Origin of the sequence: Metalysinibacillus jejuensis (assembly GCF_003057615.1) — a bacterium.
GTDB lineage: Bacteria > Bacillota > Bacilli > Bacillales_A > Planococcaceae > Metalysinibacillus > Metalysinibacillus jejuensis.
In genome coordinates, this window is the sequence record NZ_QAFW01000029.1 from 16430 (window position 1) to 29183 (window position 12754).

Annotated in this window: 9 protein-coding genes and 1 other RNA gene; all 10 read right to left on the reverse strand. The window is 43.2% G+C overall.

The genetic code is table 11. The annotated features are described in order from the left end of the window. Window positions 1–11: 11 nt before the first annotated feature. The gene (locus DDE80_RS09615; RefSeq protein ID WP_108307446.1) at window positions 12–2249 is read right to left on the reverse strand and encodes a dynamin family protein; all 2238 of its coding nucleotides are present in this window, start codon (window positions 2247–2249) and stop codon (window positions 12–14) included. Then, window positions 2249–4297 carry a dynamin family protein gene (locus DDE80_RS09620; protein ID WP_161952313.1) on the reverse strand — a complete coding sequence of 683 codons (2049 nt, stop codon included), beginning with the start codon at window positions 4295–4297 and terminating at the stop codon, window positions 2249–2251. The genes DDE80_RS09615 and DDE80_RS09620 overlap by 1 nt, the downstream gene beginning before the upstream one ends. 184 nt (window positions 4298–4481) lie before the next feature. Further along, entirely contained in the window at window positions 4482–6386 is a 1905-nt protein-coding gene (locus DDE80_RS09625) for an ATP-dependent DNA helicase (protein ID WP_108307448.1), read from the reverse strand. A 42-nt stretch (window positions 6387–6428) separates the two neighbouring features. Beyond that, window positions 6429–7562, reverse strand: coding sequence for a THUMP domain-containing class I SAM-dependent RNA methyltransferase (locus DDE80_RS09630; RefSeq protein WP_108307449.1), 1134 nt, complete (start codon window positions 7560–7562; stop codon window positions 6429–6431). 3 nt (window positions 7563–7565) lie between these two features. Continuing rightward, window positions 7566–9290, reverse strand: coding sequence for a sensor domain-containing protein (locus tag DDE80_RS09635; protein WP_235612311.1), 1725 nt, complete (start codon window positions 9288–9290; stop codon window positions 7566–7568). Between the two features lie 166 nt (window positions 9291–9456). Next, window positions 9457–9835, reverse strand: an RNA gene (gene rnpB / locus DDE80_RS09640) — RNase P RNA component class B. A gap of 76 nt (window positions 9836–9911) precedes the next feature. After that, a complete protein-coding gene (gpsB, locus tag DDE80_RS09645; RefSeq protein ID WP_201261520.1) occupies window positions 9912–10217 on the reverse strand; it encodes a cell division regulator GpsB in 306 nt (101 codons plus the stop codon). A gap of 56 nt (window positions 10218–10273) precedes the next feature. Next, window positions 10274–11515: a ribonuclease H-like domain-containing protein gene (locus DDE80_RS09650; RefSeq protein WP_108307451.1), complete on the reverse strand. Its 1242-nt coding sequence runs from the start codon at window positions 11513–11515 to the stop codon at window positions 10274–10276. Between the two features lie 11 nt (window positions 11516–11526). After that, window positions 11527–12045, reverse strand: coding sequence for a hypothetical protein (locus DDE80_RS09655; RefSeq protein WP_108307452.1), 519 nt, complete (start codon window positions 12043–12045; stop codon window positions 11527–11529). Between the two features lie 102 nt (window positions 12046–12147). Beyond that, window positions 12148–12531 (reverse strand): Zn-binding domain-containing protein, encoded by a 384-nt coding sequence (locus tag DDE80_RS09660; protein ID WP_427901805.1) that lies wholly within the window; start codon window positions 12529–12531, stop codon window positions 12148–12150. Window positions 12532–12754: the final 223 nt, after the last annotated feature.

Below are 12754 nucleotides of genomic sequence, written 5' to 3' on the forward strand. Positions count from 1 at the left end.
ACTTTACCTCCTTAAATTAAGTCCACTTCTGCTGATGCCATTTGCTCATTTGCCGCTTCAATCACTGCTGTTACATGTGATTTTTGTGCTTCTGACTGTTCAAGTAGCTGTGTTTGTTCTTGTAATTGTTGCTCTCGTGCCGCTAAATCTTGATCCAATTGCTGTACGTGCTCACTAATACGGTCTTTTGCTAAACTAAGTGCATCTAAGCCACGTAAGACATTGCGGTAATCTTTTTTCATTGTGCGTAGCTCATCTTCAATTTGACGTTTAATACGACGCTTTTCTTTATTTAGTTCGCGTTCTTGACGCTTAGACTGCGTTTTGATTTCTTCTAATAAAAGAGATTGCTCTTTTTGGCGTAACTCACGACGACGCTCACGCACTTCATCACGTGAAGTTAAGCTCGTTTCGCCTTGTGCGCGGTGTGCCTCATCAATCGCATCCTCTACTTCCATCTCTTTTTGTTGCAGTAGTTTTCGTTGCTGTGCTTGCATTTCTTGTAAAGATTCTGCTTTTTCTTGGTAAGCTTCATTCACTACGTCTACTTTTTCTTTCTTTTTAAAGAAAAACAAAACCTTTTTACCTAAATACTCATAGCTTTGTTTTGTTTTAGGGATACTCTCAAGCATACGTTCTTTAAAACGCATATCTTCAGCCTGCATACGTCGCTCCGACTCTAGACGACGTTCTAAGCGTTGGTAATCGCGATCCTTTGTTTCGTAATCCTGAAACGCCTTAATTTCTTCTTCTAGCTCATCTTGTTCAGCCTGCACTTGCATTTTAACCTGCTCTTGAATCGATTCTATATCCACTGCCTTATGTTCGCTAAAAGTAATATCAAGCGCTTTAGTTTCAGTGGCAACTTCATTAACATCAACATCAATTTGGATTTTATTGCGTCCAATTTCTTGATTGAAGGCCGCATTAAGTGAAGCAATTAATTCACTTAGGCTTTCTTGTACTAACACATCATGCGCTTTATAAAATTGCGTTAATTCAAACCCTAAGTCTTGTTCTAGCTCTTCTAATGAAATAGCACCTTCTATTTCACTTAAGAGCGTTGTTTCATTTCGTTCAAAACTACTTTGGTAGCTATCTTGGTTAGCTTTAATCATATCTTCAAATAGGTTTTCAATACGTAAAACTTTTTCTTCAAGCTGAAGTTTACGCAACTCAATTTCTTGTGTTAAACGTTCTTTGTCAGCTTGTAGTGTTTCCATATCCACATCGCCATCTATCGCTTGTTGTAGATTGTTTAAACGTTCTTTGATACGTGCATAATGGTTTAAAATAGCTTGCTTAGGTGCTTCTAATGCATCTTGCGCCTTTTCGCCATTAAACAAATAATTTTCTAATTTATTTTCAAATGATTCAAAACGGCTTGCAGCTAATAGCTCCTCAGGTGTCCAATCATTCCAATTGCGTGTTTCTACTGTGTTATCACGTGCTTTTAAAGCTTGTAGTGCACTCACTGGGTAAAGCTTAGCGTTTTCCGCAGGGATTTTTTGGTACTCATTATCGCGTAAATGCGCTTCAAACGAAGCAATAACCTCATCAATTTCGCTTTCAGGGATGCCATCTAAACGATTACCAATGAAAAAGATGCGGTCAATACTGCTCTTTAGGTCTTTTAAAAATTTAAATTCTGTACTTTTACCTAATTGCTCCATGTTGCCTAAAAAAATACTCGCATGAGAACGTTTAATTTGGTCTTTTGTAATTTTTTCATGTTCTTTATGGAGCGCTTGTAGACCTGGTGTATCAACAATAACCACCCCGTCTTTTAAATAATCGGAATCAATAAAAATATCAACATGATGTACTTCTACAGACACCGCAATTTCTTTACTCATTTCTGTTACATATTCATCTAAATCATCAAAGGACACTTCTTCTTTACGCCCATCACTAAAATTAACAACGGCTACCTCATGCCCTGGCCCTTCATCAATATGACGGATAAAGTTAATCGTTGCTGTTGTAGGGGTAACTTTAGATGGTAAAACATTTTTACGTAGTAATGCATTAATAAACGTTGATTTCCCTGTAGAGAACTCTCCTACTACTACAATCTCAAAGCGGTGATCTTTCCAGCTTTGCATTTGTTGTTGTAATACATGTAACTCATCCTGTAACTGAATATGTTCACTCAATTTCTCTGAAACTTCGTTTGTTAAAGCAATTGCCGTATCAAAGCTTGCTTGTACCTCTTTATTTTGTTCAATCCATTCACTTCTTGTTGTCATTATGCCACCTCAATATTTTTAATAGCTTGCGTTTTTACTTCACTTACAAATCTAACAAATTGCTTAGTCAGTTTTTTAATATGCGCTTCATGTAAATCATTACACAGTTGTGATTGCTTACGCCAAAGTGTATGTAGTTCTTGCGTATACGCTTTTACCGTTTCATCAACAATTTGGTTTTGTTTAACGACAGTTGCTAAGGCAAATGATAAAATTTCATCATTTAATGCTTCTTTTTCATCGGTGATTTTATCTTCTAACACTTCTATCCATTCCTGTTGCTCAAACATAAACTCACGTTGTTCTTCTAGCTCCTGTGTTAGTAATTGCTTTTTTAGTTCATGCTCCTCTGTAAGAGCAGCCATTTTCTCTTGCCATGCTACAAGCTCGCTATCATCTGTGTGTATATATTTTTTCTTCCACCATAATGCACCTTCTGTATACTCATGCTGTTTTACTTTAGGCGCTTTGCCTAGCGCAATAACATCTTGCTCATAATGGTCGTTTTCTAAATTAAATTTACGTTCAAGCTTTTTGGCTTCGTGCTCAATTTCTGCAAGCTCTTTTTTGCTTTTTTTAGCCGCTTCGTCTAGCTCACCAAGATACTCGTCGTATTCGTCTACTTTTTCATGTAGTTCTTCGGTTTCAAAGGCGATACGCTCAATCTTCAATGATAAACGCTTAATTTGGTCTTCAAACGTGCGCCAATCCATCGCTACATCTGTTTCAAGTGAAGTCATTAACTCAATAAACATTTGGTCTTCTGCTTTAATTTGCTGTTCAATCTGTTGTACCTTTTGCTCATTTAACTTAGCTACGTTATCCGCCCAAGCTTGATACGTTGCATTTAACTCTTTTTCAAGTACTTTATAATAGACGATAAATTTACTTGTAACATCAGGGTGATTAAGTATAACGTTTTTAAAGTCTTCAAATTTTTTAGCAATTTTTGCTTTATATTTTTTTGAAATTGCACGAAGCGCTTCGTTATTTTCGAGTTCTTCATTTACTAATTGGTCGCTGCGCTTACGTAAAATATCCTTACCATAGCGCTCAATCTTGTCATAACTTAACGCAGTAATCGCAACCAAACGCTCATAGCGCAGCTGACGGTGTTTACGCGCAAGGGCTTCTTTTTCTTCTTCACTTGCTTCTTCCTCAGCGATTTCTTCCATTAAAGTCGTATAGTCATGCTCAATTGAACGCAGGCTTGCTTGCTCATACGCACCACTTAACATAAATGCTTGTAAGGCATCTTCAAGTTGAGTAATACCTGATGCTTGAAGTAATGACGGGTTATGCTCTGCCTTGCCTTGTAGCGCTTGCATTGACGACACAGGATAAATCATTTGCTGTGACTTATCCACCTGCTGTTGAATTTTAGCAAGTACACTACTCTCTACTTCCTGCCACTCGCTTTGTGTTAAGCCATCTACATGTGTAGCTACAATAAAAATATGCTTTTGGCGTTCAATTAATTCTGTGAGTAACTTATAGTCAACCTGATCCATCCCTTTTTGCCCATTAAACAAATAAATAATCGCAGAGGCACTGCGTAGCGCTTCTTCTGTTACTTTAAATGCACTGGCAGTTAACGAGTTAGCACCTGGTGTATCAATTAAAGTCAACTCTTCATTTAAAAAGGAAACAGGCCAATACAGCTCTACTAATTTTAATTCATCAGTTTCGTCTGTACCTTGGAACGTTGTATAGCGTGCCAATTCTTCAATGTCTTCAATAGAAATGGTTTTACTCTCACCATTTTTATAATGTAAAACAATCGCTTTATCCTGCTCATTAGTAACTGTTTTAATTTTAGTTAATACTTTTGTTGATTCAATACGACGTGTAGAGAGTAACTCTTCGCCTAACAATGCATTTAATAATGCTGATTTCCCTACACTAAATTGTCCAACCACAGCGATAGAACTTTCGATTGCTTGTAGCCTTTCTTGTAACTCTAACAAAGGCCCCCCAAAAATAAAATCGTCCTCATACTGTGCTAAAGCATCTTCTACAAGCTTGATGTAATGAAACTTACTCTGCATATATAGCACCACCTTCATAATAAAATAGTCTTATGTTTCCTAAACTTTAAGACCTTAAATCATATATATTATACCATTTATGGCGGACATTTTATGTCCATCCTATTACTAGTATTTTATTTAGCGACAAGATATCGGTATTTTTTTAAAAACAAAAAAACCGCCACAAAAGGACGGTCTTTCGTTATTTAATCGTTGGTTCCACCGCAAATAATGGTGTTAGCGTTTCAAGCTGTTGCATTTCGTCCGCATTAAGCAATAGCTCGATTGTGCCGTGGTCATCGCTCGTGCGAATGAGGCGGCCCATGCCTTGCTGTAAGCGTAGCTGCATAAATGGCAACTCGACTTCTTCAAAGGCATCTTCTGCGAACGCGCGCTTCGCATCAAATAATGGGTCGTGCGGTGGGAATGGTAAATCATAAATAATAACACGTGTTAGCATGTCCGCTGGCAAGTCGAGCCCTTCCCATAAATGGTAAGAACATAATGTTTTTACCTCGCCTGCTTGGAAGTCACGCACGAGGGATGATAGCTCACGGTCGCCTTCAAAGGCCATCGTAAGCTTCGCCATCATCGGTAGTTCACTGCGGAAGCTTGCCATCGCTTGTTTCGATTTAAATAAAATAAGTGTTTGTTCGCGCTGCGCTAAAATGTGATCAACAAGCGCGGTTTTGTCGGCTTGCGCTACGGCGTGGACATTAATTTTCATGACGCTGTCATAATCAAATGGTGAGGCCACACTAAAGGATAAGTAGTTGCGAATGCCTAAGCTATACGCAATATACGAAAAATCTTTGCCGACGGATAACGTTGCCGATGAAAAAATAATCGGCAGTTTTTTAGAAAATAGCGTCTCTTGCAATACTTCGGTAATGAGGCGCGGCATAATTACGAGCGTAAGTGCCCCGTTTGTTTCCTCTGCCCAGTCAACGGCATCTTCTTTATTGGCGAAAATTTGCATCGCACGCAAGTAGTGCTCTAAAAATTCTTCTGCCATATTTAATTCATACTCAGGGATCATATACATCTCTGACTCAAAGACGAATTGCTCCATTAAATCGTCAACGTCAGCAATAATCGTTTTGGCGTGCGCTACTAATGCGCGCGACTTCTCAATGTGCATGCGCTCACTGCCTGGTGTTACGCAGTCGCGTAATTCGTCAAAAAATAGCTCATGATCGTCTTGTAGTTTTTCCATCGCAAGTAGCGTGCGCTCACGAACACCGTCGACCATTAAACGCTCAAGCATGCCAACAATCGTTTTGGCCTGTACTTTATAGGTCATCGCTTTTTGTGCCGCATACTCCAGTAAATGCCCTTCGTCTAGTACCATCATAGATACTTCTGGTAAAAGTGCCGTTTGTCCTTCACGCTCGCGTGACTCTTTTGTCGCTAAGTGCTCCATTAAAAAGTCTTGCGAACAAATAATAATGTCGCTCGCTTCACGGTAGTGCTGGCGGTGCAATGTCTGTCCGCAGCGGTTGCGCTCATCGCACACGGCACACTGCATGAGCTCGTTATAGTTCACTTGTTGCCACGCTTCGTCACTTACCGTTGGGTAGTCACTGCGGTCGCCGTATAAATACATTTCGCTCATCGGTCCGTGCGTAAATACCGCTTCTGGCATCGAAAAGGCAATGTCATCAATCCAGTCTTCATTGACGACATTTTCCGCCGCTTGGAAACGTTTTAAACATAAGTACTGGTCGCGTGACTTCGCAAGGCGCACGTCAATTTTTAAATCGAGCGCTTGCTGAATTTTTTCGATGTCGCCGCCTTTTTTCACTAATTGGTCAATGAGCGTCTCATCCGCACAGGCAATTAGCGCTGGGCGACCTGTGTAGCGCGCATAGGCGATGGCCGGTAGTAAATAGGCAATTGTTTTCCCTGTACCGACGCCCGCTTCGGCGAAAAGTACAGTTTTTTCTTTAAGCGCTTTTTCGATTTGGTACGCCATAAAAATTTGTTCATCGCGGCATTCAAAGCCCTTTTCTGGTAGTTCGTCATATAAGACATCGCCCATCCAGTCGCCTAATGACTCAAAAAATGAGCGGTCTTTTGATAATTCAAACGGTATGTTTTGTCGCATAAAAGTCTCCCCCGTAACAAAACGGAAGGCAGATGCCTTCCGTTAGCGTTTTGATTTTTGTCCCCAGTATTGGTAGTAGTCTGTACGAATAAAGCCGTTAAATAATTTACGCTTTTTCGTTGCACGACGTCCGTATAATGTTTCAAAATTTTCCATTGATGACAGCATATATACCGACCATGTTGGGTAGTTTTTCATCACATGACCTAAATCACTAATGACTTGTTCGATCACTTCGACTTCACCGATACGCTCACCGTACGGCGGGTTACCGATCATCACGCCGTCTGTGTCCATCGTCGTAAAGTCGCGTGCTTGCATTTGTTTAAACGTAATAATATCACCAAAGCCCGCTTCTGTCGCATTTTCCTGTGCTAAGGCAACCATGCGGTGGTCAATGTCTGAGCCGATAATATTGAGCGGTTGGTCGTAATCTGCTTTGTTGTCTGCTTCATTACGCGCCTCATCCCAAATGGCTTTGTCCATCCACGGCCACTCTTCACTAATGAAGTCGCGGTTATAGCCCGGCGCAATATTTTGGCCGATCATCGCGGCTTCAAGTGCGATTGTACCCGAGCCACAAAACGGGTCAACGAATGGGCGGTTCGGGTTCCATTTCGAAATTTTTACGAGTGCTGCCGCTAACGTTTCTTTTAACGGCGCCTCCCCTTGTACTTGGCGGTAGCCGCGTTTATGCAGCCCTGCGCCCGATGTATCAAGCGTTAACGTTACGACGTCTTTTAAAATCGACACTTCAATTTTAAATTTTGCGCCCGATTCGTCTAAAAAGCTACGGCGCTTGTAGACGTCTTTTAAACGCTCGACAATCGCTTTTTTCGTAATCGCTTGGCAGTCAGGCACACTGTATAATGTTGATTTTACAGATTTGCCCGATACCGGAAAGTTAGCGTCTACCGGTAAGTAGCGCTCCCAGTCTAGCGCTTTTACGCCTTCAAATAATTGATCAAATGTTTTGGCGCGGAATGTGCCGACTACGATTTTTACGCGGTCTGCTACACGCAGCCATAAGTTTGTGCGGGCAATAGCAAGCTTGTCGCCTTCAAAGTACACCTTGCCGTTTTCGACTTGCGTTTCATAGCCAAGGTCGCGTACTTCTTCTGCCACGATTGCTTCAAGCCCCATCGCTGCAGTTGCCACTAAATTAAATTTTGTCATGGTTTACACCTCTGTATGTTCATCCCAAAAGCTTAAAAACTCAATCAGCTCATCTAGGGGTAGTGGTTTACTATAATAATAGCCTTGTATAATATCACAGCCCATTGAACGCAACAACTCTACTTGCTTATCTTGTTCAACGCCTTCTGCGATAACTTTCATATTTAAACGGTGCGACATTTGAATAATCGCGTCAACGACTGCTTGTTTTTCGTCAAGCGTCGTAATTTGTTGGATGAAGCTACGGTCGATTTTTAAATAATCGAGCGGGAATTTAATTAAATAACTCAGCGACGAATAGCCTGTGCCAAAGTCATCGATCGCCAATTTAAAGCCGAGCTTTTTCAGGCGTACAAGCTTATCGACGGTTTCTGATGCATCATTCATTACAGTGCGCTCTGTCACTTCGATTTCTAAATTTTGTGCTGATACTTCATGCGCATCTAAAATACGTGTGAGCGACGCAATAAAGTCCGGTTGCTCAAAGTGAATGCTTGAGACGTTAACAGCAATTGGCATTTGGTGTCCTGCGCGTTTTAGCGCGTTATAGCCTTCGCACGCCATTTCAAAAATAACGTCACTTAGCGGAATGATTAAGCCTGTTTCTTCCGCATGCTCAATAAATTCATTAGGTGGGACAAAGCCTAGTTTTTCGTTTGTCCAGCGCACTAATGCCTCCACGCCTAAAATCGCACCCGTTTGTGTACATACTTTAGGTTGGAAGTTAAGTGTAAAATCTTTAGCCTCAATGGCTTTACGCAATTCGGCATCTAATACAATGCGTCGCTTAGCGTCCGTTTTTAAATCGTCAAAATAAAACTCATAGCCGCCGCGCCCCGTTGTTTTAATATACGTCATCGCCTTATCTGCGTTATGTAATAGCTTCTCAGTTGTCGTGCCGTCGTATGGGTAAAGGCTAACTCCCACACTAGCATTTAAAAATACTTCAGCGCCTGCTACATTCATTGGCTGTCGAATGGCATCTAGCACCTTATCGCCAAAAATACGTGCTTCTTCTGCGTCAGCTACGCTCGTTAACGTAATAACAAACTCATCACCGCCGTAGCGCGCAATAATATCTTTATTTTTAATAAGCCCTTTTAAGCGATTTGCAATGGTCGCTAAAATAAAGTCGCCATTCACATGCCCAAATGTGTCATTGAATTGTTTAAAGCGGTCAATATCAATGACATATACCGCGTGCTGCACTTGCTGTGACAATGCAGAAGATGTCGCAAGTAGCGTATCCATACGCTCCATATAGTTATGGCGATTGCTGACAGAAGTTAAGCTGTCCATCGCAATCGTTTGCTCAAGCTGTGTTTCCACACGGTGCCGCTCAGATAAATCCGAAAAAATGCCGCAGTAATTCATAACGTTGCCAGCCTCGTCACGCACTTCCGAAATCGTTAACCACTCCGGGTAAACATCGCCTGTTTTGCGGCGGTTCCAAATTTCGCCTTGCCATACACCGTCTATCAAAATTTGCTCCCACATTTCACGGTAAAAATGCGGACCATGCATGCCCGACTGCAAAATGGTAGGCGCAGTGCCAATGACTTCCTCACGGGTGTAACCGGTCACAAACTCAAACGCAGGGTTCACATGACAAATGCGCTTCCTGCAATCCGTAATCATAATACCTTCTGATACACTCTCAAATATTTTACGCATGACTTCATCAGGGATGGGAACCGCTTTATTTTGTTTATCGTTTATACTACTCACTTATGTCCACCCTATCTATATTCAAATTTCTCTACACTTGCCTCGTGTCAAACGTTATGTGGCCACGTTCTTTTGTGTAGCTCCCTACAACAAGTGCGGCTGTACGAATGTACAAAAGCTCTCTAAGGCTAGAGAGCTTTCTGGTTTAAAATTATTCATTAATCGACCTTGTAAGCCATGTTTTGTCCTCAAGTACTCAAGCGGCGTTAGCCTCGTACAGCTGAGTAGTAATCATCTGTCTACGGATTGCTCCGTCCCTCTATTCCGTTCAGTTCCTTCTAGAGAGTGCCCCTACCAAATTTGGGTTTCTCACTCGCGGGGTTTACCTCGTTCCACCTTTACGATTTCTCGTAAAGCTTCGTCTCTGTGGCACTTTCAGAAAGCGTTTACCATACCTCGCAAGGCTTAGGTAGTACTTCCGCCGTCAGCTACTAACTGCCATACCTTATTTTTTCAGTATGCACGAACACTACAGGCATCGCAGCACTGTGTGAGCATGGACTTTCCTCTACATCGTCAAAGCGACGCAGCGATTACTCGGGTCAACTAATGCTATGGCGATTATACTAGAAAAGCGGCTAAAAAACAACGATAACCGTCGTTTTAAGCCGCCCGCCTCAATTATTCAGATAACTTATCACCAAACACATGTTTCTCTAGGTTCGAAAGTCGCTTTAAAATGTCAAAATTTTGGGTATTTGTACGTGGCGCAGTGCCGTTACTTGCAGCACGACGTGATACAACCTCTCCCGCGTTTGCCTTTAGGCGACGATTTTCTTCTTGTAATGCTGTGATGGTTTTTTCAAACGTATTGTAGTCTTCAATAATAATATCTAAAAAATCATTAACCTCATCGGTATTATAGCCACGAAAACTTGAGCTAAATTCCTTCTCAAAAATTTGGTCTGATGTTAGTCTTCGTTCCATATAAATTCACCTTCCCTTGCATGTCAATGCTTATACTGTATTATAGCACAAGCTTATTAAGTATCGGCATCTTTCTGTGGATGTTTACTTAATAGCCGCAACTTTCTTTTGTGCCACTGTGCTAAGCGTCGCGCTTTCGTTGCTTGTTGTAAGCGCGTGCTCGCTTCGATTATGCGCAGCCCCGCTTCACAATGCGCAAGTGCCGACGCAACATCCCCTAGTTGATGCTCATACAGCATGGCGAGCTGCTCATGCGCACGTAGCCGCTCCACTTCTTTTAACTGCGGCAACGCCTTTAAAAAGTCATCGCGTGCTCGCTCATACGCTCCGATGCGCTTATGATGAAAGCCGAGTGCATAATGGGCGGCGTGGGTTTCGGTAACGTCGTAGTGCTCCGTCACACGCGTCAGCACCGCGCGGCTCGTCTCGCGCGCTTTAACATCACCGTACCACTTACCAATATTCGTATACGTGCGCGCACTTTCCTTTAACTGGAGCGCTAATAAATCGAGCGCTTTAGCGTACAGCGTCACGAGCGATAATAAGTCCCATTCATTGTGCATCAGCACTTTAAGCAATGTCTCAGGATTGCCACTTTTAACGGCGTCCGCATAAATGATCGGCGCTAAAAAGCCGGGAATATCGCCCTGCCGATAAAAGCCGAGCTTTTGCTGTTCAATCGCCGTTAGCTTCATCGACGTAACGTCTTCTTTCCAAATGCGGCGCGTGGCGTGCAATAAGTCAATTTGCGTACGCTCAGGCAGCAGCGGTAATTGCTCGCGGTGCATCGTAAAGCGCGTCGTTAGTTGCGGCCAGTCAAAGCTTTTGCCGTTATAGCTCACAACGGCCTCTTGCCCTTGCCACATGCTCGACGCATACAGCATCGCCGCTTCGTTTGCGGGGTCTGCTTGCACGTACTGTTTTAAACGAAAGCCACTCGGCTCTACGGCGAGTTCGCCTAGTAAAAAAATTTGCGTGCCGACGCCTTTTAGCCCTGTCGTTTCGGTATCAAAAAACATCACCGGTTGCGTAGGTACGAGCGGATGCGCCAGTGACGCGGTTTGTTGCACAGCGCGGTGAAAGTCACCGAGCGTCGCATCCCCGTGCTCATAATCATTCGGATAAAAGCATTCGCGCACGAAGCACACGCCAAAGTCATTTTCAATGACGTCTAGCCCTGCTTGTTGCCACTGTTTAACATAGGGCGGTGCGCTCGGCTTACGCGCCTGCTTTGGCGATGGTGGCGCTGCTTTTTTTAACATTTTTTTCATCGCCATCATTTTTTGCTCATACGACAACGGCTTCCTCCTTACTGATGAATGGTGAGCGCGGGCTTATGCGCCTCCACATAATGCGCGAGCGTTTGGTCGGTAAGTTCACCTTCATCTTGTAATGTTTGAATTAACTGCTCAATCGTTAAGAGCTCACGGTACTGTGCCATGACGCGCGGGTGGGTAAAATACGCCGCTTCACTCACGCCAAGGTCAGCCGCAAGCTGTTGATGTAAGTCGTGCATCTCAGGCGTCGCGCTTTTTAAAAAAGCCGCTTTCGTTTGCTGCGCATACGCTTCGATTTGTTGTTGTGTTGGGGTAATGCCGCGCTCTTTTGCTAGCCATAGCATCGTCTCGCGCGCAATCATTTCGTCAAGTAGTGCGCGGTCTGTGACGTCAAACGTTTGTTGTTTGCTCGCATAGACGCGCTGCACGTTGGCCTTATACGCCGCAAATGCATCGTGCGAAATCGTAAAGGCGTCGCTCGTCACAAGCTCATCTTGCTCGCTACATGCACTCAGCAGGAGAACTATAGCTAAGATTATCACTTTTCTCATACGTTGCCTCCTTGCTAGTTCGTACCCAAAATATAATAGATTTCGGGCATTTACGCAACTTTACACCACAAAAAAAGAGAACGAGACAAGCGCCTCGCTCCCTTATTGTAACTGCTGTAATAACGTACGAACGCGCACCTTTTGATCGGCGTCATGTTGCGCACCGATGCACGCGGGGCAACCGCTATCACACGGGCATTGCGCCACATGTTCGAGCGTGCGCTGAATGAGCGGCTCCCATAAATCATAGACGCGTTCGCTTAAACCAATGCCCCCTGGGTAACGGTCGTACACGAAAAACGTCGGTAAGTCGTTATGCGTCGCCTTCACTTGTGGCACGACCGCCATATCCTGCGCATCACAACGAATGAAGAGCGGGATGAACGCATTCATCGCATAGCTTGCCGCTACCATCGCCTCCGTTAGTTGCTCTTCTGTCCACTTATCGCTTCTCGTAAACGACAACCACGTCGCATTCGTATGCATTTCGTCTGCGGGTAAATGAATCGGACCTGAGCCGATATTATCGTGCGTGCCAAAGCGAATCTTTGTGAACTACCCACCACTTATTGACCTTGCGGTCTAATTGAAGTGGGGGCTTCTCGACTTATCGTTGCTTTTACTAGCCAACGAAAACTGACCGAGCTAACCCTCTTGTTCCAAGAGTTTTTGTTTCTATGCTAATGCCAATAGGCGAATGCCTTCATTT

Excerpts from the sequence above, each read along its gene's own strand:
- DDE80_RS09615 (WP_108307446.1), bottom strand. The coding sequence starts at position 2,249 with ATGACAACAAGAAGTGAATGGATTGAACAAAATAAAGAGGTACAAGCA.
- DDE80_RS09620 (WP_161952313.1), bottom strand. The coding sequence starts at position 4,297 with ATGCAGAGTAAGTTTCATTACATCAAGCTTGTAGAAGATGCTTTAGCA.
- DDE80_RS09625 (WP_108307448.1), bottom strand. The coding sequence starts at position 6,386 with ATGCGACAAAACATACCGTTTGAATTATCAAAAGACCGCTCATTTTTT.
- DDE80_RS09630 (WP_108307449.1), bottom strand. The coding sequence starts at position 7,562 with ATGACAAAATTTAATTTAGTGGCAACTGCAGCGATGGGGCTTGAAGCA.
- gpsB (WP_201261520.1), bottom strand. The coding sequence starts at position 10,217 with ATGGAACGAAGACTAACATCAGACCAAATTTTTGAGAAGGAATTTAGC.
- DDE80_RS09655 (WP_108307452.1), bottom strand. The coding sequence starts at position 12,045 with ATGAGAAAAGTGATAATCTTAGCTATAGTTCTCCTGCTGAGTGCATGT.
- DDE80_RS09660 (WP_427901805.1), bottom strand. The coding sequence starts at position 12,531 with ATGCATACGAATGCGACGTGGTTGTCGTTTACGAGAAGCGATAAGTGG.